The sequence below is a fragment of the Microcoleus sp. FACHB-SPT15 genome, from assembly GCF_014849525.1.
Lineage (GTDB): Bacteria > Cyanobacteriota > Cyanobacteriia > Cyanobacteriales > Coleofasciculaceae > Symplocastrum > Symplocastrum torsivum.
In genome coordinates this window covers 76695-101668 of the sequence record NZ_JACJNU010000053.1, presented here as the reverse complement: position 1 = coordinate 101668, position 24974 = coordinate 76695, and the positions used below count along the sequence as shown (strand labels likewise).

Annotated in this window: 21 protein-coding genes and 1 pseudogene; 9 read left to right on the top strand and 13 right to left on the bottom strand. The window is 43.5% G+C overall.

The features are described 5' to 3' along the window. Window positions 1–43: 43 nt before the first annotated feature. From H6F98_RS19525 to H6F98_RS19500, 6 genes are all read right to left on the bottom strand, one after another. Entirely contained in the window at window positions 44–1543 is a 1500-nt protein-coding gene (locus H6F98_RS19525; RefSeq protein ID WP_192220364.1) for a PAS domain-containing sensor histidine kinase, read from the bottom strand. Beyond that, window positions 1540–2043: a Rab family GTPase gene (locus tag H6F98_RS19520; RefSeq protein WP_192220363.1), complete on the bottom strand. Its 504-nt coding sequence runs from the start codon at window positions 2041–2043 to the stop codon at window positions 1540–1542. Before H6F98_RS19520 ends, H6F98_RS19525 begins: the two co-directional genes overlap by 4 nt. Before the next feature lie 69 nt (window positions 2044–2112). Next, a complete protein-coding gene (locus H6F98_RS19515; protein WP_192220362.1) occupies window positions 2113–4614 on the bottom strand; it encodes an OmpA family protein in 2502 nt (833 codons plus the stop codon). Between the two features lie 194 nt (window positions 4615–4808). Next, complete coding sequence (locus tag H6F98_RS19510) at window positions 4809–5420, bottom strand: hypothetical protein (RefSeq protein WP_192220361.1); 612 nt, start codon at window positions 5418–5420, stop codon at window positions 4809–4811. Window positions 5421–5508: 88 nt separating this feature from the next. Continuing rightward, on the bottom strand, window positions 5509–6639 hold the full coding sequence (locus H6F98_RS19505) for an aldo/keto reductase (RefSeq protein ID WP_192220360.1): 1131 nt from the start codon (window positions 6637–6639) through the stop codon (window positions 5509–5511). A 147-nt stretch (window positions 6640–6786) separates the two neighbouring features. Further along, complete coding sequence (locus H6F98_RS19500) at window positions 6787–7293, bottom strand: bifunctional nuclease family protein (protein ID WP_192220359.1); 507 nt, start codon at window positions 7291–7293, stop codon at window positions 6787–6789. Window positions 7294–7590: 297 nt separating this feature from the next. Here H6F98_RS19500 and ribE point away from each other — a divergent pair, with 297 nt between their 5' ends. Further along, window positions 7591–8280 carry a riboflavin synthase gene (gene ribE, locus H6F98_RS19495; RefSeq protein WP_192220358.1) on the top strand — a complete coding sequence of 230 codons (690 nt, stop codon included), beginning with the start codon at window positions 7591–7593 and terminating at the stop codon, window positions 8278–8280. 89 nt (window positions 8281–8369) lie between these two features. On the opposite strand, the gene H6F98_RS19490 is transcribed toward ribE, so the two are convergent. Beyond that, window positions 8370–9278 carry an alpha/beta hydrolase gene (locus H6F98_RS19490; protein ID WP_192220357.1) on the bottom strand — a complete coding sequence of 303 codons (909 nt, stop codon included), beginning with the start codon at window positions 9276–9278 and terminating at the stop codon, window positions 8370–8372. Between the two features lie 154 nt (window positions 9279–9432). Between H6F98_RS19490 and H6F98_RS19485 the strand changes: the two genes are divergently transcribed. Beyond that, window positions 9433–11118, top strand: a complete 1686-nt coding sequence (locus H6F98_RS19485; RefSeq protein ID WP_192220356.1) for a M14 family metallopeptidase — start codon at window positions 9433–9435, stop codon at window positions 11116–11118. A 46-nt stretch (window positions 11119–11164) separates the two neighbouring features. On the opposite strand, the gene H6F98_RS19480 is transcribed toward H6F98_RS19485, so the two are convergent. From H6F98_RS19480 to H6F98_RS19465, 4 genes are all read right to left on the bottom strand, one after another. Beyond that, a complete protein-coding gene (locus tag H6F98_RS19480) occupies window positions 11165–11566 on the bottom strand; it encodes a BON domain-containing protein (protein ID WP_192220355.1) in 402 nt (133 codons plus the stop codon). A gap of 612 nt (window positions 11567–12178) precedes the next feature. After that, window positions 12179–12793: a Uma2 family endonuclease gene (locus H6F98_RS19475; protein WP_192220354.1), complete on the bottom strand. Its 615-nt coding sequence runs from the start codon at window positions 12791–12793 to the stop codon at window positions 12179–12181. Between the two features lie 179 nt (window positions 12794–12972). Continuing rightward, entirely contained in the window at window positions 12973–14925 is a 1953-nt protein-coding gene (locus H6F98_RS19470; protein ID WP_192220353.1) for an adenylate/guanylate cyclase domain-containing protein, read from the bottom strand. Window positions 14926–15469: 544 nt separating this feature from the next. Then, entirely contained in the window at window positions 15470–17482 is a 2013-nt protein-coding gene (locus tag H6F98_RS19465) for an adenylate/guanylate cyclase domain-containing protein (RefSeq protein WP_192220352.1), read from the bottom strand. A gap of 117 nt (window positions 17483–17599) precedes the next feature. On the opposite strand from H6F98_RS19465, the gene H6F98_RS19460 reads away from it, so the two are divergent. Continuing rightward, window positions 17600–17872 (top strand): hypothetical protein, encoded by a 273-nt coding sequence (locus H6F98_RS19460; protein WP_192220351.1) that lies wholly within the window; start codon window positions 17600–17602, stop codon window positions 17870–17872. 324 nt (window positions 17873–18196) lie between these two features. Here the strand turns inward: H6F98_RS19460 and H6F98_RS19455 are convergent, their stop codons facing one another. After that, a complete protein-coding gene (locus tag H6F98_RS19455) occupies window positions 18197–18631 on the bottom strand; it encodes a hypothetical protein (RefSeq protein WP_192220350.1) in 435 nt (144 codons plus the stop codon). Between the two features lie 113 nt (window positions 18632–18744). Between H6F98_RS19455 and H6F98_RS19450 the strand changes: the two genes are divergently transcribed. Continuing rightward, window positions 18745–18942, top strand: a complete 198-nt coding sequence (locus tag H6F98_RS19450; RefSeq protein ID WP_192220349.1) for a hypothetical protein — start codon at window positions 18745–18747, stop codon at window positions 18940–18942. 69 nt (window positions 18943–19011) lie between these two features. Beyond that, a pseudogene (locus tag H6F98_RS34635) lies at window positions 19012–19140 on the top strand (hypothetical protein); the annotation flags it as partial. Window positions 19141–19207: 67 nt separating this feature from the next. On the opposite strand, the gene H6F98_RS19440 reads toward H6F98_RS34635, so the two are convergent. Further along, window positions 19208–20269: a sulfonate ABC transporter substrate-binding protein gene (locus H6F98_RS19440; protein WP_199348697.1), complete on the bottom strand. Its 1062-nt coding sequence runs from the start codon at window positions 20267–20269 to the stop codon at window positions 19208–19210. A 436-nt stretch (window positions 20270–20705) separates the two neighbouring features. Here H6F98_RS19440 and H6F98_RS19435 point away from each other — a divergent pair, with 436 nt between their 5' ends. From H6F98_RS19435 to H6F98_RS19420, 4 genes are all read left to right on the top strand, one after another. Then, window positions 20706–22415, top strand: a complete 1710-nt coding sequence (locus H6F98_RS19435) for a fumarate reductase/succinate dehydrogenase flavoprotein subunit (protein ID WP_192220347.1) — start codon at window positions 20706–20708, stop codon at window positions 22413–22415. A 101-nt stretch (window positions 22416–22516) separates the two neighbouring features. Then, a complete protein-coding gene (locus tag H6F98_RS19430; protein ID WP_192220346.1) occupies window positions 22517–22744 on the top strand; it encodes a ferredoxin family protein in 228 nt (75 codons plus the stop codon). A 10-nt stretch (window positions 22745–22754) separates the two neighbouring features. Next, window positions 22755–23729, top strand: a complete 975-nt coding sequence (locus H6F98_RS19425; protein WP_192220345.1) for a HEAT repeat domain-containing protein — start codon at window positions 22755–22757, stop codon at window positions 23727–23729. Next, window positions 23722–24822: an Mrp/NBP35 family ATP-binding protein gene (locus tag H6F98_RS19420; protein WP_192220344.1), complete on the top strand. Its 1101-nt coding sequence runs from the start codon at window positions 23722–23724 to the stop codon at window positions 24820–24822. Before H6F98_RS19425 ends, H6F98_RS19420 begins: the two co-directional genes overlap by 8 nt. Window positions 24823–24974 lie beyond the last annotated feature (152 nt).

Here is a 24974-nt window from a genome sequence, read left to right as displayed (position 1 = left end):
CATTCCTCTTAAGTTAGTGAACAGTTGTGCAACAGATGATTTCTCAACTATCCAAGGGCAAAATCACTTTAAACGTTGTGCCAACTCCAGGTTCACTCTCCACAATAATCCTGCCACCATGCAAGTCCACAGACTTTCGGACAATGGCTAAACCCAGTCCAGTACCGGGGATATTACCCACATTCTTTGCTCGATGAAATGACTCAAATAACCGCTCTAGATCTTCTATCGGAATGCCTATTCCTTCGTCTTTTACCTCAAAAAGCACCTCTTCCTCTCTACAATAACAGCCAAAGAGGATAGTCGTATCTTGAGGAGAATACTTAATTGCGTTGCTCAATAAATTCCCGAAAATGTGCATTAGGAGTTTTTCATCCATACAAGCATTGTGACAGGAACCAGAATAGACAAAGGTAAGTTTGTGATTTACACCAATACCGAGTTGTAGTTCCTCAACTAAATCACTGCAAAAATTTTTGAGTACTAAGGGCTGAGGATTGAATTCTAGCTTTCCTGCCTCTACTTTGCTAAATAGAAGCACATCATCTAGGAGGCTTGTCATCCGATCTACAGCCGATTCAATCCGCTGGTAGTGTTTCTGCTTTTTATCTTCAGTCCACTTTTGACCGTAAATTTCTAGTAATTCTGTCGAAGAAACAATAGTAGTAAGGGGAGTCCGAAATTCATGGCTTGCCATTGAAACAAAGCAAGATTTAAGTTCTCTAAGCTCTCTTTCTCGTTCGAGGGCTTTAATCATTTCAGCTTCTACACGCTTGCGATCGCTAATATCTCGACCGATATAAACGAAATGTTCTAATCCCTCTACTTCTGTTGGAATTGCTGAGCAGGAAAAGGCAACAGGAATTTCTTCTCCTGTTTTAGTTTGACAAATAACTTCTACATCTTTCAAAGCTTGCTCTGGCTTTGAAGAGGATAGGGTATTTATTTTTTGTAGAAATTCTTTACTTTTGATTAGTATTGAAATAGGATTGTTATCTAATTCGTATTCGCTATATCCAAATAAATCTTGAGCAAATCTGTTAGATTTTTTTATAATCCCTGATGCTGTAGTTACCAATACAGCATCTGCCATTGATGTGATAATTTGATTTATATAATTTCTTGAAGCCGTTAAGGAACTTAATAAAAGAGCCGCTTCGTTAGTTCGTTGAACTAAGGTCTGCTGCAAGACCATTTTTTCTGTTACATCTTCAAATACAATAATTAACTGAGTATTCCCCGATTCTTTGTCAAAATGTCCACTGATATATAAGTCAAAGTATAGCGGAGAGTTAGGAATTCCTGAGCGAGTAATTCCTGTTAATTCAAAACTATCTTTTTGACCCTCTATAAGCTCTATAAGCGTTTCTTCAAGCCCTACTAATTCAGGAAAAGCAAGGCGAACATCGTTCTTATGCCTGACTTCAGAAGGACAATCTGCAAAACCTCTTGAGCCAGAGGATGCTTCCAAGATGATTAAGTTTTTATCAAGCACCAAATACTCATAACGAGATGTTATGAGTTTTTTAATGAGAGAATTCATACAGGAGATATTATAGATTCACCTAATTTGTTAAATATTTCATCCACATATGAGCCTGTTTTAGCAGACGTTTGATAAACTCCTAATACTTGATTTGAATATTGAAGCTCAACTAAATGACTGATTTTTGTCAATTTTTCCTCTTCGACTAAATCAGATTTGTTTAAAGCAAGGGTAATAGAGCCTTTAGGGTTAACAGAGGAGAAGAGTTTAATATGTTCAGAAATTCGCTCAACAGTCTCCTGCCGCGTAACATCTGCAACAATGACTGCGCCGCTTCCCCCTTGTAAATAAGTGGGTGCGATCGCCTTAAATTTAGTATGACCTTCTAAGTCCCAAATTAGCATCTGTAAATTCACGGATTCCAAAGTCTTTCGTGAGATTTTTACACCGACTGTGGAAAGATACTGATCACTAAACTGTTGCTCGACAAAACGGCGAATTAGACTAGTTTTGCCAACTCCAAAGTCGCCAACCAAGCAGATTTTTTTTGATATCATTAATGCTGCGTCTAAATTTTATTTTCCATTGTCACTAGTTACCCAATCCTGATCCAGGATAGCTAACGCTTATGGTGTGACAATCTCAAATTCTACACATCTACTGAGCTGAAGTGGTTGATCACGATTAAGACCGATAGGAACATTGGTTGTCCCTTCAACTTGCAATCGCTTGGGATCAATACCTTGATTGACCAGAGCATTCCTCACCGATGTCGCTCGTGCCACTGCCAATTGCTGATTTTCCGTAGAAGTGCCGATCGCATCGCTATAACCTAAGAGCCTCAGTGCTGTATTAGGGTACTGCTCCAGAAACGACTGAATTTGAGAAACCTTTGAAAGTTCGGCTGATTTTAACTCAGAGGAACCTCCATCAAAGTAGATGCGGGAAGCGAATGCTTTAGCTTGTAACTCTACCGTGTTGGTCACTGTTTTAACACCGGGAATTTGCTGAAAGGCAAGTGTAACTTTTCTTGCATCAGCCTTCTGAAGCACTACTCCCTGCACCGTAACTTCGCCCTCACTATAATCTGCCAATATCACTGCACCATCCATTTGATTCAGAATGTCAGCAACTCGCTTCACCTCGGCTGCCGTTGCCACCGGATCGGGTGGGACTTCGACAGGGATGATGGTATTGTTTATTTTCCGTTTCGGTTGAACTGCCTTAGCAATTTGTTCAGCTTTTGAGCGGAGGTATTGATTAGGCAACTTTCCAGAAAGCTTCAGGGTTTTTCGCGAGTAGTCTACTCCCAGACGATAAACCGCTAACTCTGGCTCGGATGCCAAAGCATCGCTAGTTTCTGCCTCAATGCGCTGGCTAACCCAACCGCGATATTGATAGATTCCCAGGGATAGAGAAATTGTACTTAGCACGGCAAAACTGATGAGCAACAGGGCAGTAGGAACTTTGCCTTTTTCCTTCTCATTAGAGGTTGTGCTAGCAGTTACCAAGTCTCCTAGAATCTCGTGTATCTGTTCGGGTACATTAGCGGGGTCGCCATCAAATAACTCAATCGCTCTACCATGATCTTGAACGATAGTTCCCAAAGCACCCCGCATCTTCCCCGTAAATGCCTTGGGCGATTGTCCTTGAGCCACGACTGCCAGATAACAGTACCCCGCCACTTCTAGGGTGATTTTGGAATTACCATAGTCGATCTGATCGATCTCCGAGACTTCCCCGCTTTGAGCGATACAATCATTCACAAAGCTGCGAATTGCCGTGAGCATCCCGGCTACCATGTCCGACTCTAGGCGCTGGCTATCTAAGCGTTGTACGTCAGAAATTACCAATCCAGAGCCTTTGTGAATTAAAAAAACAGCTTGGACGGTAAAAGGCATTGCCTCCTTGAAGATGAGTTCTGCCTCAGAAACCCCCTGCACCTTGGCACGGATTTTGCGTGAAATTCCCTCTAGAGTAAAGGTGTTTTCAACCTTCTCATTAATTGATTTAATAGCCTCCGCCATGTACTTAGAAATCGTACTGCCAATAACGGGATAGAGAGCATCCACCATCGCATCCCGCTCTAAAGTAATTTGTTCTTTAATGGCTGTACCCATTTCTGGACCAAGTGCTTTGGCAAACTCTCCAGGAGAGTCCTTCACCTGTTGGGCAACGGCATCAGGTAGAACGGGTGCCAAAGCAGAACTAAGCGCTCCTTTATCCTGTTGCGCTTTAATCTGAATCATTTCATCAGTAAGAGGAGCGATCGCTTGAGCAATTTCTTCCCTAGCTACAGTCACTTTTAGAGTCAAAATCTCAGTGACTAAAGGCAGGAGTAAATCAATCAACTCCTTGGGTTCATAAATCTGATGTTCGAGACTTTCTAGTTTATTTTTAAAATTTGCGATCGCTTGACGAGCATCCATGACTTCTTGAGTCAGAAGCAAACGTTGCCAACGCTCAAAAAGTTCAATTGAATTCTGTACCTCTTTATCACTAGTTGATGCAATCGATTGACTTGAGTGATGGTGTTGAGCTTTTTGCCAATGAGACTGAATGAGCCGATTGAATACTTCTTCAGACGGTTTATCTGAGTTTTCTGGCTGATTCAAATTCGCCTCAGACTCAACGGGTTGGTGTTTAGACTCATCTTGTTGCTCATCTTGCCGAATAGGCTGAGATAGCAGATTTTGTAAAGCTTCAATCGCCTTAAGAGAATCATCTGTCGCCAACTTGTCACCATTGCTTTGCTCTAAAGAGGTGAGCGAGTCAACGAGTAAAGGAGTAAAGGGTGTTTCATCCTCGGTTGAAGTTGAGGCATTCTCCATCTTTCCCACTGACTCAGGCGAAGTAGGGGTGGGTGAATCTTGGTGTTCCTCTACCAATTGAGAAGTACAAGCTTCAGCTAGATGGTTTAGGCTATTGGCATCGGGATAGATCCCTTCTGCCATCTGCCTTCTTTCCTCTGCCTTTCTTGGTTCATCCTGACTGATTACCTCCTGATCAGAGGGAGGAGATTCCTGGCTATATTCCTTAGTAGAATTAACTACCTCTAAATCAATTAATAAATCCAGCAAGCTTTGTAACGGGGAACTGCCAGATGGATTTTCTTTTGATAAAGCCATACCCTGAGCTGCCTCACCTAAATCTTGATTAGGTTGGTAGATGTTGCTTGAATGAAACGGAGCTAAATTTGTTTGAACTCCTAAAGAATCAATCCTACAATTCTACCCAAGAAAGGGGTTAGGTTTTAGAGCTTAGAACTTAGGTTCTAGATTGCCGTTTGTCACCTACCACCTATCCTCTAATCCATGCTACTTCACTCTGAAACTTTGCTAGCTTCTATTAATAAAGTATCATCCGAGCCATTGGTATGAGATGATTTTTTGAGTTCCGGAGTAAATTCCGCTTTTTTTATCCTTAAACCAAGCTCAAATAAAATATCTGCTACGTCATTCCTAGAAAGCTTTGCGTCTGTGAGCAGTGAAAATCGTTTTTCCAGTTCATCAAAAACCTGAGACTTGAGATTTTGGGTATCTTCTTGAAGCTTTTCTCTCGTTTCTGAGAGTTCTTTGCGAATTGAGGTTGTCTGGGAAGTAACGTTTTTATCTATTGAATCAAGACTACTAGAAAAATTCTTATAAGTTCCCTCAATTAATTGACGAATGTCTGCGTTATCTTTCTGGGACGTGAAGCTGAGAGACTTTATTTTTTCCTCAAGAGAGTCAACGGATATTCGGAGTTGTGTCAAACAATCAGACTTAACTTGCTCGGTGCGATCGCGCATCTCCTTCTCTAGAGAAGATAAATGAGATTCTAGCTTGTCGAGACGGCTATCATATTCTTGCAGTTTAGAGCCAAATATTAGATCACGAATTAGTTCAATATTGCCTATTCTTTCCCGCACTTCATCTCTAGTGATTTCACCCATTTTTCCCTCCTATGGCTATGGCACCATCACTATAACAAATACAAATTTCCCTTGGTGATGCTACACATTGACTTCCCCATAACAAGTATTATTCCCAAAGTCGGCGTCGAGGTTGTCCGTTAAGACGTTGATGGGTATCGGCGAGTAAGGCAGGAATATCTAGCTGTTCGGGACAGCGAGGTAGACAATCACCGCAGCTAGTACAACGATTTCCCTTGACACCGGGAAACCAATGACCAGCGTTTTCAAACATTTGATAGCGGTATTGACTAAAATTGCTCATCTCGTAAGCGACAGCTAAATTCCGCAAGCGCAGGACTTCTGGGATGTGAATCGTTTCAGGACAAGGCAGACAAGCATAGCATTGACTACAGTGGTCAGTACCTAGAGCCTCTTTCGCTTGCGCTTCCAGACGCAAAAACGCCTCAACTTCCAGTTGTGTTAGGGGTTCATCTTGGTTAGCAACAGCAAGAGGTGCTATTAGTTCAGTGGAATTAGCAGGGCCAATACTGAGGGTAGTGATTCGGCGATCGCTTAATAAAAAGCGATAATTCAACTCTAGTGGTGAAAAGGGCGCACACAACTGTTCTAGCTTGGGTGGAGGGGTATAGAGTTGCCCTCCCTTATCTGCCGGGGAGATGATAAAAATGCCCATATCCTTGTTGTGGGCTGATTCAATCGCTGCTGCATTGCGTTGAGAAAAGTAATAGTAATGAAGGTTTATAAATTCAAATAAATCTGTCTTAATCGCTGCCAGAATGACATCGAGTTGAGCGTGAGTTGAAAAGCCAATATGTCGTACACGACCATCTGCCATCGCTTCTTTTATAGCTTGCATACAACCTGTAGGAGACTCAACCCAAGCCAGGTGTTCCCAGGTGTTGATGCCATGAATGGCTAAACAATCCAAATAATCGAGTTGTAGACGCTGTAAAGACTCCTCTATCCACTGCCGCATCAAGCTAGCATCGGGGGTTGGCGGCAATTTGGTAGTGATGTGTAGCTGCTTTCGTGGCACCGACAACTCGGTTTTTAGAATCTTGCCAAGATACTGCTCACTTTTCCCATAACCTCTAGCGGTTTCAATATGGTTAATTCCTCTTGCTATTGCTTGGCAGACGGTAGCGTGAGCCTCTGACTCAGACGCTAAGCAGCGCATAGTGCCCAGAGAAAACACTGAAAGAAGCAACTCAGTTTTCCCAAACCGTCGGTAACGCATTTTAGCTATCAGCCGTCAGCTTTCAGCTTTCAGCTTAGAAGAAATAAGGGACGAGGGTTGAGCGTTAAAGTTATCAAAAGAAAACTAAGGAAGTTTTACTTTAAGCCAAAGCAAATTTATTAAAGCTGACAGCTAAAGGCTCAAAAGCTAGGCTTCGCCACCCGTTTTAAATCCTTTACGTTGGGAAAAATCTTCAGGGCGGATGTTGGAGACAAACTCCCGGAAGGCACGTCGTTCTTCTTCGTCAGCGTCTCTATCAACGGGGATCGAGGCATCGGCAATGACTTCTTCCATAACCCAGATTGGGCTATCTGTACGTAATGCGATCGCAATTGCGTCACTTGGTCGAGCATCGATTTCTTTTTTCGCCTCACCCTGACGGACACAGAGAATAGCGTAGAACGTGTTATCTTGGAGCGCGTGAATAATAATCTTCTCCAGACTCATGTTCCAGCCTTGCAGGAGGTTCACGAATAGGTCATGGGTAAGGGGTCGGGGAGGTGTTTGTTTCTCCAAGGCGCTGATAATTGCCTTTGCCTGATCTTGCCCAATGTAGATTGGTAGGGCACGTCGATCCGAGGCATCCTTCAGCAGGACAATCGGACTCTTGGTGACGGCGTCTAGTGCAATTCCAGCAACTCTCATTTCAATCATCAGATTAGCCTCTAGAATACAGTCGGCATCGGGGGCATCAAAGCGGAGCGGTAAACTAGTACTGGACGGTTTAGGACTGGAACAAACTTCGCAATCTGTCCAAATTACTTCACCAGTCAACCGTAAAATCAGCCCTTGAAAACCTAATTTTAGTGGGGATCAACAAGGTTGTATTCTCCAAGTATGCCCCAGTCTCAGGACGTTTGCGCTGGGACTTCACGAAAAAAACACAGATTATTGCTGAATATTTCACTACCACCCGCCCAGTCGCACACGCTCAGGAGTTGAACGAAAACAGTGTTTACAGGATTAATTCAAGCCCTGGGAACGATTCACCCGTTAGGAGGCGATCGCTTTGATATCTCCTGCCGCCCTGATGCCTCGCACGTAATCTTACAAGATTTAGCGATCGGTGACAGCGTTGCGGTCGATGGAATCTGCCTAACAGTAGAAGAAATCTTACCACAAGGGTTTGTCGCAACCGCCTCTGATGAAACGTTACGTCGTACAACATTAGGGCAAGAGCATCGCTCAGCTCCCTATGTCAATTTAGAAACATCAGTACGTGTTGGGAGTAAGCTCGGTGGGCACTTTGTCACAGGCCACATTGATGGCATTGGCTGTCTACAGGAATCAGTAGAAACACCTAATTCATGGGAACTCTCCTTCACCGCACCTGTTTCCTTACGTGACCTTTGGCAGCACCAAATTGCCCGCTATATTGTTCCCAAAGGGAGTGTCGCCGTTAATGGGGTAAGTCTAACTATTGCCGATTGTGACCCCCAAGGAAGCTGGTTCAAAGTCGCCGTTATTCCTCACAGTTATGCTCAGACCAATCTGAGCTATTTACAGATTGGTAGTTGGGTCAATTTAGAGGGCGATATCTTAGGCAAGTATGTTGAAAGATTGCTCGGTCATCAAGTTCCCTCATCTAACCACCAAGAGGAAATTTCACCGACATTTCTGGCTGAACATGGTTACCTGTGAGACGAATAAGCCCTTGTGCTAACTCCCTTGGCGATACTTGTGGACAATTCAACGACTCCACCCTGCTACACTTCGCAATTAAGGCTCCGCTATGGCTGGGCTAATTGCCCTTGTCTTGCTTGAGCTTGTTCAACCAGCCATTGAATTGCTTGTAAGTATTGAGCGCTACCAAGTTCCTCTACATTGTGATGTCCTGCTTCTGGCACTAAGAGCAGTTGTTTCGGTTCGGTTGCTGCTGTAAATAAGAGTTGGCTCATGTGCGCTGGAACAACTGGATCGGCAGTACCGTGAATAATGAGGATAGGCACTAAAAGCGATCGCACTTTAACAAGAGAGTCAAAGCGCTGATGTAAGAGTAACTTCACCGGAAAGATTAAGAATTGGCGATAGAGATGAGCCACCATTGAACGCATTGCTGTAAAGGTTCCCTCTACAACCAATCCGGCAATATTTGGGTGCCGTAGTGCCAAATCAATTGCGATCGCACCTCCTAAGGAATGACCATACAAAAAAATCTGTTCTGGTGGAATGTGCCTAACCTGAGTCAAGTAATTCCAGGCTGTTTCTACATCCTCATAGACACTGGATTCGGTGGGAAACTCGCCTTCACTACGACCATATCCACGATAGTCAATCAGCAAGGTGGAGAAGCCCAACTGGTGAAACCAAAATGCACGCTTCACTTCATCACCAACATTTGAGCCATTCCCATGCAGATAAAGCCATACCTTCGCTTCGGGGGCTGCACTCGCAGGAATCCACCAACCATGAATGTGGCTTGTTTGACCAGAAGCGGTTGAGACAGGTAACCAGACTTCTTCGTAGTTTAAATTGAAAGCTTTCGGTGTTGTCCGGATGGCACGCGGCGGCTTGAAAATAAAGTACTTTTGCCTAAACCAGAGGACTACACAAGCAACACAATATGCGATCGCTATTACTCCCCCAACGATGAGGAGGAGTCTCAATAAGAGTTGCCAAAAAACTTCAAGCACAGTCATTCTTAGGGATTGTTAATCAAACCTGGTTCTTTACCATCCACATTTTATTGGCTCTATCTCTCTTGTAAAACGCTAAAACCTAACCTGTGATAGTAACTGATAAATGTAGGTGAGTGATATCGTACATAGATTCAGCGACAGATGCAGATGAGAGATGCCAGACGTTCGGTTCGATAAGCTCTACCGCTACGAAGACTTAACCCAGATTCTCCAGGCTTACACTAAGGAATTTCCTCACCTTGTCAGTATCGAAAGCATCGGTAAGAGTTATGAAGGGCGTGACATCTGGTTGATGACAGTCACCTGCTTCGCCACCGGTTCAGCCACAGAAAAACCTGCCCTTTGGGTTGATGGCAATATTCATGCAACGGAACTTGCACCCTCTAGCGTCTGCCTTTACCTTCTGCAAGCCTTAGTCACAAGTTACGGAACTCACCCCGAAATCACCCGTTGTCTGGATACTCGTGCGTTCTACATTTGTCCCCGTGTCAATCCGGATGGTGCGGAGTTAGCGTTAGCAGACAAGCCGAAATATATTCGTTCTGGGACTCGTCCCTATCCCTATGATGAGGAACATCAAGACGGGTTGGTAATGGAAGATATTGATGGCGATGGTCGTATTTTAATGATGCGAGTCCCGGATGCGAATGGGGCATGGAAAGTCTGCCCTACAGAACCCCGCTTGTTAGTGCAGCGTGAGCCAACAGAAACAGGAGGGGAATATTATCGACTGCTACCGGAAGGACGAATCGATGATTACGACGGAGTTCTCATTGATATCCTGCGTCCTAAGGAAGGGTTGGACTTGAATCGCAACTTTCCTTACCTGTGGCGACAGGAGTCTGAGCAGCAAGGCGCTGGAGCCTATCCTACATCCGAGGCGGAAGTGCGATCGCTCGTTCACTTCATTACCAGTCATCCTAATATTACAGGTGCGATCACTTTCCACACCTTTAGTGGCGTTCTCTTGCGCCCCTACAGCCACCTCAGCGATGAGGAATTCCCGGTTAATGACCTTCGCACCTACCAACGCATCGGGCAAAAAGGAACCGAACTTACCGAGTATCCCAATATCTCTGTCTTTCACGAATTCCGCTACGACCCCAAAGAAGTTGTCACTGGGGCATTTGATGATTGGGTTTATGAACACCAGGGTATATTTGGCTGGACAGTAGAAGTCTGGAGTCCTCAGCGCCAAGCTGGAATTAGTGAATACAAATACATCGACTGGTATCGAGAACACCCTTTAGAAGATGACCTCAAGCTGCTGCGTTGGAGTGACGAAAAACTGGGAGGAAAAGGCTACATCGACTGGTATCCCTATGACCATCCCCAACTCGGTCAGATAGAGTTAGGGGGTTGGAATGCGATGTATGCGTGGACAAATCCACCTCCAGAGTTTTTGGAGAAGGAGATTGCTCGTTTCCCGGAGTGGCTAGTGTGGCATCTACTCATCTCACCCAAACTGGAGATTTATGAAGCGAGTGTCCGTCCTCTGGGGAATAGCACCTATACTGTGCGACTTGTTGTACAGAATACAGGCTGGCTACCGACCTACGTTACCCAAAAGGCGCTAGAGAAAAAGCTCGTGCGTGGTTGCATCTGTGAGATTGAGCTACCTGAGGGAGCAACATTAGAGATGGGGAAGCGGCGTGAAAATTTAGGTCAATTGGAAGGGCGTGCTTACAAACCCTCTGCCCCTACCAGGCGGCAGGGTGATGCCACTCAAGACAGGGCAAAGGTCGAATGGGTAGTCTCTGCTAACCAAGGTAGTGTTGTCAAACTGTTAGCCCGACATGAGCGGGCAGGAGTTGTCCGTACTGAAGTGACGTTGACATGATCTACTTTTCTGCTGTCTTTTGAGTTGAATTGCCCAGATAAAAGTCTTAGGCGGCAACTGTTACCTGAGTTGCGTCTACAGCCTCAGTGCCATCGACTTTGGCAGCTACCTCTTTAACCTTAGTGAGAATTGCTTCACTGGGCGCAGAGCCTTCAAGAACGATAGTGCTACCCTTTTGAGTAATGTGTAGGCTTTCAATGTCGTCAAAGCTAGGCTCTTGATCAAGTGCTTTTACAACGCGCTTGGCTAAGCCCTGTTCATCATATTCGCCTTCAAGTCCCATATACTCTGGAGGTGACGGCGGTTGATGGGCTGCTGCCTTCTCTCGGAGCGCCAAATCATACTCACCCGTCAGCCCTGGATTCATTTGTTCCTCAACGGCTTGAGGACTGGGGTTATTGTTTTCTTGGCTGTTAGTTTGTCCAAAGTGCCTTTCTGACCAGCTCATTATTTATTCTCTCCTAGAAATCTGTAATTTACGATACATAATTTCTTAAGAGTGTTGCATCTCTTAAAAGAGGTATTCACTTTAAGTAAGGAGGGTGGTGTCTGCCAGAAGCAAAGCAACGAGGAACTGCAAAGAAAGCTGTCGAGTTCTAATAGATTTGTAAAGCTTTAGCGACTCCTGTAAAAGCATCTTGAATCTCATCAGGGATTTTGTTAAAAATAATACGGAAATTTACGGCAAGGTATAGCCATCCTGAATTCCCCCACTGAGATCATGTTTAACTCCTGGGCTATGCAGAAGTTCTTCCAGGCAGCTCTCTAAAAAGAAAATCCCCCCACTAGCATTGAGCCAGTGAGGGTTTCGTCACACACACTGAAAATATCAGTAAGACTTGTAATACCGCGAGTGTTTTTCTAATGTGATCTGAGCGCTCGCAAGTATTACATATTGCCAAAATTGTATTAGTACAAAATTCGAGTTGGTTACGCGATCGCAACCAAGGCGAGTCCCGTTGGTTCAACCTGTCAACCTGTCTCAGGCTCTAATCTCTGGGTTGAGACTAAAATGCGATCGCCTCGGAGTAGGGTGCTCATCACCACAGAACACCATTTTCTAATTCCACACCCGACGCAAATTCAACACAAAACCCGGTAACACTGCTTCACCCGACAATTCAGCCGGATTCTCAAACACTTCCACATCCTTACCCGGTCGATAAATTTCTACCCGCCGATGCTGCGGATCGAGTAACCAGCCCAGTTTCGCGCCATTGTCGATATACTCCCTCATTTTATCTTGCAGAGACTTGAGGGTATCTGAGCTAGAGCGTAACTCAACCACAAAATCCGGGCAGATATTAGCAAACGTTCCTTTTTGTTCTGGAGTAAGTGCCTGCCAACGTTCTCGACTCACCCAAGAGGCATCGGGGGAGCGAGTCGCACCATTGGGTAAAATAAAGCCCGTTGAGGAGTCAAAGGCTTTACCCAAATCTTCGTTTTCTTCGTACCAGCGATCGAGTTGTCCAGTAAGGCTGCGGTTACGCTCTCCAGTTTCCCAGCCCGTTGGTGGGTTCACGATTAACTCTCCTTGTGCGGTTCTTTCCAGTCTCAAGTCTCGGTTAGCTGCGGCTATTGCGGCAAACTGTTCCTGGGTGACTAAAAGCCCAATTGTCTTAGGCAACTCAATCAATAGGGTTTTGTTTTCGGGACTGGTGGGTGTCTGTACCATCTTGACCTCTTACACAATAGGGACTAGGTGAATGATACCTACCCTATTAATTAACAGATTCTATAGATGAAAGGAGGATGAAAACCTCGCACAATATCTTGTTTTGGCACACCCAAATCGACTAATTCCAATCGAAGCCGTTGTATCTGAATTAGTTTTCATCTCCTTTGGAAAAGGTTCTACTGTTTTACCAAGTTAAAATCTTCCATCCTTGACCATTCCTCTGGCACTTCATGCTCTTGGTAGTACTCACAGCGTTCAACATACATTTTTGCAGCTCGATCTTGGGGATTGATTTGTAATATTTCTTGGAAAATCTGGTTAGCTTGAGCGAAATTTTTCTGACTATAAAGTAGAAGGCTTGTCTCAAAAGCTGTCTTAGTTTTATTTTTGAGTTCAACTATCGTTGCTGGTTCTGCATCATAAACTTCAAATACTGAAACTGATTCATCTCTTCCCTTTACTTTGACTTGACCCAACCACCTATAGCTGTACTTTGAAGGAGGGAGCTTAAAGAGAGTTTCTCCACTAATCAAAATCCCAGCGCCATATAACTTCGTTAAACCTTCCAAACGAGAGGCTAGATTAACCGCATCAGAAATTACTGTAGTTTCCATACGCTCTGGTTCGCCAATAGTACCCAGCCTTAAAATCCCAGTATGTAAGCCTACGCCAATTGCAATCGGTTGATAGCCGTTTTTGAGGCGGTGTTCATTATAAATCGACACCTCACGTTGCATTTCTATTGCGGCTTGCAAAGCGGCTTCAGCAGACTGTTGGGGAAAGAGTGCCATAATGGCATCACCAATATATTTATCAATGATGCCACCCTGATTTCTAATAGCTGGACTAACTTTCCCTAAGTAGTCATTAATAAAATTAAAGTTTTCTTGGGGAGACATTTTTTCTGACATTGTTGTGAAAGAGCGAATATCAGAAAACATAATCGTCATCTCTTTGCGAACCTGATCGCCTAATTCAACATCGATAATGCTTTTACCGAGGAAGTCCAGAAAGTCACGGGGCACAAAACGACTTGCAGCCGCCAAAAATTCATCTTTGAGTTGAGCCAGGTGCTGTAAGTGGGCATTTTCGGCTCTTAATCTCGTCCAGTGGAAGGAAAGGATTACTACCGCTGTTGCCATTCCTAAGGCAGTGGAATACAGCCAGATAGAAGTACGAGTGTTGGCGTTGATTTGCTCGATGACAGTGTTTTCAGGAATAACCACCACAATCAACCAGTCCAAGCCATAATCATCCGTTAGGGGAGTAACTTGGATAAATTGTCTATCTCCATTAAGCTCAAACTCAAGCGGATTGCTTTGGTCAATTTTGCTAAGATTACCAAACTTTTTTTCGAGATACTTTACCGTGCCTCGAATAAAATCATCCTCGCTCTTGAGTAGCTGATTAGGCTCTGTTTGCGCGCATTGATTACCTGTTGATTTGGCTAGTGGCTTTCCAGACCTATCGGTAATAAATAGTCCTCCTATTTCTAACTTATCGTTTTTCAAACGCCTGAGGAACTCATTGACTTCGCAAGCCAAGAAGTCGCTTCCTAAGACGGCAACTAGTTTGCCAGATTTATCGTAAACAGGGTAGGCGGCTGTAACGACAGTTTTTCCACTAGAAAAATCAGTGTAAACATCACTCCAAGTTGGTTCACCTTTGTTCTGGGCAAGCTGATACCAAGGTCTCCTCCGTGGATCGTAGTCTTCTAAAACTCGCCGAGATATTGTGGAATTAAATTTCTCTGCTGTTGATTCATTAATGATGAGCCTCAAGTTATTCTTTTCCCGTTGCTGCCATTCAGCCCCAAACATATCTCCTTTTACATTACCAACGTAGGTGTTATTGATTTCTTTGGAGTTTTGAAGCTGCTTGGAAAAGAAGCTTTCCATATCCTGAAAATCTTCCAAATCAAACAAATCTGACTCAATCGCGTTAGCGTTAGCTTGATTAACCTTGTGAGGAGTTTCTAGATAAAATTTAACGTTGTCTTCAATTCTGTCAGTGATTTCACTACGCAATTGAGTAGCAAGGTTTTTAATATCCTTTTGTCTATCTGTATAGGAAAGATAGCCTACGAGTGCTAACAGAGCAAATGGTAATGCAAGTACGATGCTGGACAAAACTTTTCCGGAAAGTTTAGAAACTGATCGGGTTAGAAATTGAAATAACATAGTCGGAGTACCCAGCTTAAATCGAATGGCACTGACGATACACCCCAAATAGAGCCTATGGCTTGTAGTTCGACCACAGATTCAGTGATGTTAATGCAAATTTTCTTCAACCTCAACACCTTGAACAGCTTTGCGATCGCGAATTATCTGCTTCACTGTTGATATCAGCTTAAAACAAGCTATTTCAAAGCGTTTCAGTCAAAATCTTGCTTGTCCATCCTACGCAGTCAAGCGAAAGGCATCTCACCAAGCAACAAGATAACAGCAGGTATACTCCATTCTCAAAAACAATTGCTAATGTTGGTGCGATCGCATTTCCTAAAAGACTAATTCATTAATAAGCTGATCTGCATTAAACATTGGATAGTCCTCTCCTCCAGCTTCCTGAAGCTTCCTAGAGCCTCCTCTACCTCTGTCCATGCAAATTGAATGCTGAGCAAACTTAGTAGGAATAATCTTCCTGGGGTTGATTCTCAAGGGTTCTGAACCAGACTTAATTAAAATCTTCAATCCCCGACCATTCCTCTGGCACTCCGTGCCTTTGATAGTACTCACAGCGTTCAACATACATAGTTGCCGCTCGATCTTGGAGATTGATTTGCAAGATTTTTTGAAAAATCTCTTTAGCTTGAGTAAATTCTCTTTCGTTATAAAGTAAGATAGCTGACTCAAAATCTGCCTTATTTTGGTTTTTAATATTAACTACCGCTTCTGGTTCTGCATCATAAACTTCAAAGACAGAAACGGGTTCATTTCTCCCCTTAATTCTGACTTGACCTAAACATCTATAGTTGTACTTTGAAGGATCGATTTTAAATAAAGTTTCTCCACTAATGAGGATACTTGCTCCATATAGCTTTGTTAAGCCTTCCAAACGAGAGGCTAGATTAACGGCATCAGAAATTACGGTAGTTTCCATGCGTCTTGGTTCACCAATAGTACCCAGGATGAGCCTACCTGTATGTAAGCCAATACCAATGGTAATCGGTTGGTAACCGCTATTTTTTCGATACTTATTATAATCTGACACCTGATGTTGCATGGCTATTGCCGCTTGCAAAGCCATCTCAGCCGTTGGTTGGGGAAAAAGTGCCATTATGGCATCACCAATATATTTATCAATTATGCCACCATATTTTCTAATTACTGGACTGATTTTACCCAAGTAACTATTAATGAAATTGAAGTTTTCTTGGGGTGTCATTTTCTCGGATAGCGTTGTGAAAGAGCGAATATCAGCGAACATAATTGTCATCTCTTTCTGAACATGATCACCTAATTCAATATCAATGATGCTCTTGCCTAAGAATTGCAGAAACGGATGAGGAACAAAACGATTGGCGGCATCAAAAAAATCATCTTTGAGATTAGCAAGCCCCTGTAGGTATCTATTCTCTGCTCTTAATAATCTCCAACGAACTGCTAAGATTACTACTGTCATTGCCAGTATCAATGCAGCAAAATACAACCCTATTGCGCTATAAATATTTGTATTGATTTCTTCTAGGAGTTCATTTTCGGGGATAATCACCACAATCAACCAGTCCAAGCCATAATCATCAGTTAAGGGGGTGACTTGGATAAATTGTCTATCTCCATTGAGCTTAAATTCAAGTTGTTCTCTTTTAATATTGCCAAAATTATCAAATCTATTTTCTAAATACTTAGTTGTTTCGCTAATTAATTTATTTTCGCTTTCAGTCGCTTTAATAAGTTTCGTCTGATTGCCTTTACTCTCTGTTGATGTCGTTAATAGCTGTCCAGACCTATCTGTAATAAATATTTCTCCAGCTTCTAAATTTTCTTCTTTTAACTCTTCAAGAAACCAATCAATTTCAGAAAACAAAAAGTCGCTTCCCAAGACAGCAATGAGCTTGTTAAAGCGATCGCAAACAGGATAGACGGCTGTGACAGCAGGCTTTTTGGTAGAAAAATCGACGTAACTCTCACTCCATATAGGTTTGCAGCCATTCTCAGCACGCTTATACCAAGGTCTTTCTCGCGGATCAAAGTTTCCTAAGATTTTCCAGGATTTAGAACGATTGAATCTATCCGCTATTTTTTCGTTCATGATGAACGTCCATTTATTCTCTTGTCGTTGCTGCCATTCAACTCCAAAAAAATCTCCCTTTAGACTACCGACATACATGTTATTTATTTGTTTAGAGTACTGAAGCTGTCTCGAAAAAAGCAGTTCCAAACTTTGAAAATCATCTAGATTTAATTGACCCGTATTAATAAATTCAAACTGACTTGATTCGATGACAGCAGCATTAGTTTGATTCACAAAATGGGTGTTTTTCAAATAAAACTGGATATTTTCTTCAATTCGGTCAGTCGTTTCACTACGCAGTTCATTAGCAATTTTTTGAATGTCGTTTTTCCTGTCTGTAAACAGATGATACCCAACAGGTGCTAATAAAACAAATGGTAATACAAGAACAATTCCGAGTAAAACCTTTTCAAAACGTCTAGAAATAGATTTTGTTATAGATTGAAGTGGCATAGTCGGAGTACCCAGCTTCGCTTGAATGGCACTGACTGAAAGAGAAACCCAACTCTATCAAGTTCGGTTGATAACTTTATTCATGGACTGTCGTTTTTCGTTCATGATTCATGGTTCATGGTTCATGGCACGAAGCAATTACGACTCAATCTGCAAGCCATCGCCAAGGCTTCGCTCAAGGCGGTTAAAGACAGTGGTGGTTCGGCTCATATCAGTTATCCGTCCGATAAGACGGGAGATGGCGACGGATTTGCTCCCAATTTTACAATCAGGTTAACAAGTCTAAATTTGAAGGGACACCGGAGAACGACTACTACACTAACATTACCGAAGATTCCCTATTGGCTTTCAGCCGAGGACAAGACGATAAAATCAAAGCAAAGTTGCTAGTAGCCTGGGTAACTACTATCTTGACAAGTTTTTTAACTATTCTGGTGGCAGCGCTTTAGATACAGGAATCTACGACCAAACTTATTCGATTGCCGTTGTGCAAGACAAAACGAATGGGGTGCATCCCATTTTTACAGAAATAATTTCTTGTGGGGTGGGCATCCTGCCCGCCCTTTAGCTTTGACCAAGAAGAATACAGAAGTGGCTATGTTCAGGAGTTCAGAAGAATTCTGAATTTAGACTGAAGTTAGGTTAAGCAAAATCGCCAAAAAGATTGCCCTGAGTTGAATTCAGGCAATATTCACTGCTCGTTTACTGGGTACACTAAAGCTGAAGACCCAGTAAATCGAACGCTTGTTGCTGTACAGGAGTCAGTTGCGTAATCTTGTCAAATGTTGGCACAGAAAACGGCTGGGGTTGAACAGTGTTCTTAACAACCGTAGCCAGGTCAGCCAACAGAGACTGAAAACTGTGTACAGGCAGTCCATCACTAGTCAATTTGTGAGCAGCTTTATGACGAGCTTTGGCAGAGCGTTGCGCGGGGGCAATTATAGAAGTACGGGCAACAGCAGCGTTGGCTTGATCATCATCATCAAACAGAATTGGGGCTAAAGCCCCTGGCATATGCCATTCCACATAATAAGCCAACATACACAAAAAAATGTGTGCCCGTACCCGGTCGGCAAGACGATGATAGATAGGACGAACTTGCAAATCCACCAGCTTAAAACTGCGAAAAGCTCTTTCAACAACAGACAAACTTTTATAGGTAACAACAGTAGCTTCTGCTGTTAGGAACGTGGATTAAATAAGCTGCAAAACCGAGCGAAGCGTAGTAGGGTAAAGGCAGAAATATCAGGGGTGTTGTCAGGATGGAAACCTACTCTCCAGAAATTGAACGGCAGATGCAGAAGTACTATCAATCGCTCTGTAAGAAAAATCGTCGTCGATATGCAGCGATTGAAGCCGTAAAACTAGGCTACGGTGGCATCACCTACATCAGTAAGCAGATTTTCTTTGATGATTTTCTCCCCCAGTGGAATTATACAGCCAAGCCACAACTAGAGTGAGAATTGCATTTTATTTAATTCACGTTCCTTAGGAGAAATTATTTTCAACATTTCTGTGATGCAAGCCCTCACCCAATTTTTGTAAAAGACTTGCAACGTCGCTATCAATTGATGAACATTTCGGGAGCGAGTCGATTCAATAAACAGCCAGAGGAAGTCATAGGGCTACATAGTTGTTCGCTGTATGGGCTGTGGTAAAAAGCAAGCCCAATACAAAGTCAAAACTCTGGCAACAAATGTGACATTCGACTTAAGCGATCGCTTACTATTTACTTACCTGAGCAACCTCACTAATCTTGAGCTGCTTGGGAAGCACCTTCAACTCATAGAACGTATCAGCAACTTTCTGCTGATAAGCGACAACCTCAGCGGTAATCGGTTGCACTCCATAAGAGCGTCGTTTTGCCACTTCCTCTAAAGTCGGAACATCAATACCAAGCTCAGGCGACAATAGTTTTGCCACTTCAGTAGGCTGAGAAGCTGCCCAGTCATCCACTTCTTGAATTTCCTCTAAAATTGCCTTGAGGCGATCGGGTTGTTGCTCTGCAAACGTCTTAGTCGCCAAGTAGAATTCCCGATTTGCGACTAAACCCTCTCCATCTTTCAAGATACGCGCCCCTGTTGCTCGTTTGGCGGCAGTGTAAAAAGGGTCCCAAATTGCCCAAGCATCAACCTTGCCCTGCTCAAAAGCAGCCCGCGCATCGGCAGGCGGCAGAAAGGCAGGTTTAATATCGCTGTATGGCACTCCAGCTTCTTTCAATGCTTCAACTAACAAGTAATGCACATTGGAACCTTTATTAAAGGCAACCGTTTTGCCTTTAAGTCCAGCCACATCTTTGATTTGAGAATCTTTCGGCACTAAAATCGCTTCCCCTTTCGGGTTGGGAGGCTCATTGGCAGCATATACCAAGGGAGCACCCGCCGCTTGAGCAAAGATAGGTGGCGCTTCCCCCGTATGTCCGAAGTCAATGCTACCTGCATTCATTGCTTCTAACAGTTGGGGTCCAGCAGGAAATAGAAGCCACTGTACCGAAACTCCCTCAGCTTTCAACCGTTCATCCAAGTTCTTCTTTGCCTTGAGGATGTTTACAGTTCCATACTTCTGATACCCAATCCGCACAACGCTACTTTGCTGTGGACTTGCATTGCCTGTTGGCGCAGTAGCGGTTGAATTGCCTTGATTACTGGAACTGCAAGCAGAGACTGCCAAACTCAGACTAAGACTGATCGCAAATAGCAAAGCAAAGGTTTTAATTGAACGCTGTTTGAGTTTGTTCCAGAAACGTCTTATAGCTGGAAGCCGGACTCCTCGTAACGGGGTTAACACGATATGCTCCTAGTTCAAACTGTAGAAACATTGAAAACGGAAAATCAGCATCAGATTTAGTCAATCATCTTTGATGCTAAAGTACGGCAATTTGGTAGGGATACTGTACTTAATTGTAGCAAGCAGTAGTATTGCACAGCAATCATCAAAAAATCAAGTTGATTAATGGCTTGCTTTTTGGCACTATCTCTGGGATGCTTCTATATTAATTCTAGATAACCCCGCTATTCCGGGCGACTTACAGTACATTTTCTTAAAATAGACAAAAAAGTCCAAATGCTATCGCTCAAGATGCAACGTTGATTTATAAAATAAAGCTTAAATTTATCAATTGCGTTAACCCAGCATAATGCAAGGCGGATTTGGCTGACTGACTTAGTTGATGTAGGATTTCAGGTTTAATCTTTGCTGCGCGATCGCAATTTTGTAGAGAACAATGGATATCAAGACCCAACGGATAAAAACTGACATTCTGATTATTGGTGGTGGCACTGCTGGTACAATGGCAGCGATTAAAGCCAAGCAAGCTAATCCAGAGGCAGATGTACTAATCTTAGAAAAAGCTAACATTCGCCGTAGTGGTGCGATCGCAATGGGAATGGATGGGGTGAATACTGCCGTAATTCCTGGTATTTCCACACCCGAACAGTACGTGCGAGAAGTCACAATTGCTAACGATGGTATTCTCAATCAAAAAGCAGTTTATGAAACTGCCTCTCTAGGCTATGAAGTTATTCAGGAACTCGATAGTTGGGGAGTTCAATTTCAGAAAGATCCGCAAGGAAATTACGATGTCAAGCAAGTGCATCGTGTAGGGCGATATGTTCTACCCATGCCAGAAGGGAAAGACTTAAAAAGCATCTTAACTCGCCAAGTCAAGCGCCATAAAGCAAAGGTAATTAACCGGGTAATGGCAACTCGAATTGCCGTGAGAAAAGGTCGAGCTGTTGGTGCTATTGGTTTCGATGTTCGCAATGGGGACTTTGTTATTATTCAGGCTAAAGCCGTCATCCTTTGTACGGGTGCTTGCGGACGTTTGGGATTACCTGCATCTGGCTATCTTTATGGCACGTATGAAAATCCCACTAATGCAGGTGACGGCTACTCAATGGCGTACCATGCAGGTGCAGAATTAACAAATATTGAGTGTTTTCAAATCAATCCCTTAATCAAAGACTATAACGGACCTGCTTGTGCCTATGTCGCCGGACCATTGGGTGCTTACACCGCTAATGCTGAGGGACACCGCTTCATTAATTGCGACTATTGGAGCGGTCAAATGATGCTGGAAGTCTGGAAAGAACTCAATTCTGGCAAAGGGCCAGTCCAGCTAAAGATGACTCATCTCGATGAGGACACCATTTCCGAAATTGAATCTATCTTATGGTCTAACGAACGACCGAGTCGAGGACGTTTTCACGAAGGTAGAGGCGAAAATTACCGCACTCACGGCGTTGAAATGAATATCTCTGAAATAGGGTTGTGTAGCGGTCATAGTGCCTCTGGAGTTTGGGTGAATGAGAAGGCAGAAACCACGGTACCAGGATTGTATGCTGCCGGAGATATGGCAAGCGTTCCCCACAACTATATGATTGGAGCATTCGTATATGGTCGGTTAGCAGGAACTAATGCGATTGAATACATCAAAGACTTAGAGCATCTTGAACCCGATCTCAACTTTTTAGAAGCAGAAAAAGCTCGAATCTATCATCCCTTAACACAGCCGGAGGGCATTCCCCACACGCAAATTGAGTATAAGCTGCGGCGAATTGTCAACGATTATCTTCAGCCGCCTAAAGCCAAGAACAAAATGGAAATTGGTTTAGAACATTTCGTGCGCTATCAGGAAACTCTCAATCAGATGGGAGCAAAAGATGCTCATGAACTGATGCGGAGTATGGAAGTTCACTTTATTCGAGACTGTGCAGAAATGGCAGCACGAGCATCACTGTATCGCAAAGAAAGTCGATGGGGACTTTATCATTACTATTCGGACTATCCTGAAAAGAACAATGAGGAGTGGTTTTGCCACGTCAATTTGAAAAAGAATGAAGCAGAAAAAATGTTGCTATTTAAGCGCCCGGTTGAACCCTACATTATAGATGTGAATGTAGAACAAGAAGTTTATGATGTTGCGGTTCGTTGAAAGAGAAAATAGGGCGGGTTTAACGGAGATATCTGTTTGACCACAAGTTAGTTGGTTAAACCCATCCCTACAGGAGATGCTTGCGAATAGGATTAGAATTCATGGCTTTAATTAATCAACGAGTTGACGTTCCTGTTATTGTCGATGAGTCTAAATGTTTGGAAAAATGCAATGCCTGTATTGAAGTATGTCCACTAGATGTGTTAGCAAAGAATCCTGAAACGGGAAAAGCTTACATGAAGTACGACGAGTGCTGGTTTTGCTTACCTTGCGAAAAGGAGTGTCCCACTAACGCGATTACAGTACAAATTCCCTTTCTTTTGCGTTAGGAGAAGAACGATGCAAGTTGATACAGATGATGAATTGAATCAATGGGTAGAACTGTTGCGATCGCCAAATCTAGACGAACGGTTAGTCGCCATCAAATCGCTGCAACATCTCGGTGATGAAGCCGCCGTTTACCCCCTAATCTCAGCCCTCCAAGATGAGAGTACAGTCGTCCAAAAGATTACCGTCACAGCATTATGGGAATTGGCTAGTCCAGTTGCCGTTGAACCTTTAATCAACTGTCTTAGTTCGCCGGATGAAGAAATTAGAAGTGAAGCCTTAGCAGCGCTTGGAGAGTTAGTGACGCAGGACGATCTTCTTACACTACTCGATGTACTTCGCCGTGATGATGTAAACGTGCAGATAAGCGTGTTGATTCTGCTGCGAAAAATTCATGACGTTCAGGCATTACCTTACATTCTCCCGTTTTTTGAATCTGAGAATGCTCAGTTGCGAGAAGCAGCAGTGACAACGCTTTGCTATCTCAATCAGGTTAAAACTTGCCCGCCTGTCCTGGTACTTCTGTCCGATCCAGCAGAGGTGGTGCGTCGTGCGGCGGCTTTAACGCTGGGACATTTAGCGGATGATCAAGTTGTTCCCTTATTGTGTCAAGCACTAACAACTGATTCCGATTGGCAAGTGCGCCGTAATGTGGCTAAATCATTAGCACTTCATGCTGCAACTGAGGCTATCCCCGCTTTGGGAAAAGCGTTGCAAGATGAGCATTGGCAAGTTCGCAAATTTGCAGCTCAAGCGTTGCAAAACGTTGCTGACGATAGCGTTTTACCAGACCTAGTGCAAGGCTTATCGGATGAATATCCAGATGTGCGACGAGATGCTGCGATCGCACTTGGAAATCTCGGCAATCCCTCCGTCCTCAACACCCTCCAGCAAACTTTGGACGATCCGGATGTAGATGTTCGCATCTATACGCAACGGGCGATGCAAAAGCTTCAGGCGTCTAGGCAAGAATTACCCAATGTCTAACCATCAATCGCCATTTAAGTATTCTAATGTTGAAGGAACGTCCGAAAGTTTACAACATCCTGCCAACCCTTTGATTGAATCCCGTCGCCAAGAAGCGATCGGCATTCTTAAACAAGTCACCGATTCCATTCTCAAAAATAATATTGTCAGCTTGGGAATGGTGCGAAATCTGCGGATTGTTGATGACTATATCTACCTGCGCCTTTATATTGGCGCACATCAACACTACCTGCAAGAACAAACTCAACAGGCTCTCTCGTCCTTAACCTGGTGTAAGAAAGCTTACATTCAACTGTGTACGATTCCCGGTGTCAAAACAACGATTGCAATTTCTAGTGGCAAAGGGGGAGTCGGAAAATCCACAACATCCGTTAATTTAGCTGCTGCGTTGAAATTATGTGGCGCACGAGTTGGTTTACTTGATGCCGATGTTTATGGGCCTAACGTACCTCAGATGCTAGGAGTTAGACAATCTGAGGTACAGGTGATCGATACAGCACAAGGACAGAGATTTCTTCCCTTAGAAGCGCATGGCATCAAAGTCATGTCAGTCGGGCTTTTAGCTGAACCAGAGCATCCTCTGGCTTGGCGCGGGCCTGTTTTGCATAAGATAATTACTCAATTTATCACTGAGGTAGAGTGGGGAGAACTCGACTATTTACTCATCGATTTGCCCCCAGGTACTGGAGATGCCCAAATCACAATTATCCAGGAAAGCCCTATCTGTGGAGCAATTATTGTTACCACTCCGCAGCAAGTTGCAATATCAGATGTTCGCCGCAGTATTAATATGTTTCGGCAAGTTGGAGTTCCTGTGTTGGGAATTATCGAGAATATGAGTTATTTAGTGTGCAAGCATTGTGGAGAACCCAGCCATATTTTCGGCAGTGGTGGCGGTGAACAAATTGCCGCTGAATTGCAAGCACCATTACTTGGAAAAATTCCCATTGAACCTCATATTTGTACTGCTGGTGATGTGGGACAACCGATGCCAATCCTTGAACCTGGCTCTTTAGTTGCACAGGTATTTATGGAAATAGCCAAAACCCTGAATACTACTTTTTCCTCAGAAAATTCAACAGCCCTCCAGTAGCCTCTTACTGTCTGCCTGACACATCTTAGTGAATCCCTGGTCAATTAAGTCTGACAGGTTAAGAACTGGATACGGGAACTTGCTTTTTACATCAGTTCATGTGATATTCTCTTTAATCCCTACTAAATACGGTATCTCGATCAAATTACCGT

Coding starts and splice junctions, on each gene's coding strand:
- H6F98_RS19525 (WP_192220364.1), bottom strand. CDS start 1,543: ATGAATTCTCTCATTAAAAAACTCATAACATCTCGTTATGAGTATTTG.
- H6F98_RS19520 (WP_192220363.1), bottom strand. CDS start 2,043: ATGATATCAAAAAAAATCTGCTTGGTTGGCGACTTTGGAGTTGGCAAA.
- H6F98_RS19515 (WP_192220362.1), bottom strand. CDS start 4,614: ATGGCTTTATCAAAAGAAAATCCATCTGGCAGTTCCCCGTTACAAAGC.
- H6F98_RS19510 (WP_192220361.1), bottom strand. CDS start 5,420: ATGGGTGAAATCACTAGAGATGAAGTGCGGGAAAGAATAGGCAATATT.
- H6F98_RS19505 (WP_192220360.1), bottom strand. CDS start 6,639: ATGCGTTACCGACGGTTTGGGAAAACTGAGTTGCTTCTTTCAGTGTTT.
- H6F98_RS19500 (WP_192220359.1), bottom strand. CDS start 7,293: ATGATTGAAATGAGAGTTGCTGGAATTGCACTAGACGCCGTCACCAAG.
- H6F98_RS19490 (WP_192220357.1), bottom strand. CDS start 9,278: ATGACTGTGCTTGAAGTTTTTTGGCAACTCTTATTGAGACTCCTCCTC.
- H6F98_RS19485 (WP_192220356.1), top strand. CDS start 9,433: ATGCCAGACGTTCGGTTCGATAAGCTCTACCGCTACGAAGACTTAACC.
- H6F98_RS19480 (WP_192220355.1), bottom strand. CDS start 11,566: ATGAGCTGGTCAGAAAGGCACTTTGGACAAACTAACAGCCAAGAAAAC.
- H6F98_RS19475 (WP_192220354.1), bottom strand. CDS start 12,793: ATGGTACAGACACCCACCAGTCCCGAAAACAAAACCCTATTGATTGAG.
- H6F98_RS19465 (WP_192220352.1), bottom strand. CDS start 17,482: ATGCCACTTCAATCTATAACAAAATCTATTTCTAGACGTTTTGAAAAG.
- H6F98_RS19460 (WP_192220351.1), top strand. CDS start 17,600: ATGGTTCATGGCACGAAGCAATTACGACTCAATCTGCAAGCCATCGCC.
- H6F98_RS19450 (WP_192220349.1), top strand. CDS start 18,745: ATGGAAACCTACTCTCCAGAAATTGAACGGCAGATGCAGAAGTACTAT.
- H6F98_RS19435 (WP_192220347.1), top strand. CDS start 20,706: ATGGATATCAAGACCCAACGGATAAAAACTGACATTCTGATTATTGGT.
- H6F98_RS19430 (WP_192220346.1), top strand. CDS start 22,517: ATGGCTTTAATTAATCAACGAGTTGACGTTCCTGTTATTGTCGATGAG.
- H6F98_RS19425 (WP_192220345.1), top strand. CDS start 22,755: ATGCAAGTTGATACAGATGATGAATTGAATCAATGGGTAGAACTGTTG.
- H6F98_RS19420 (WP_192220344.1), top strand. CDS start 23,722: ATGTCTAACCATCAATCGCCATTTAAGTATTCTAATGTTGAAGGAACG.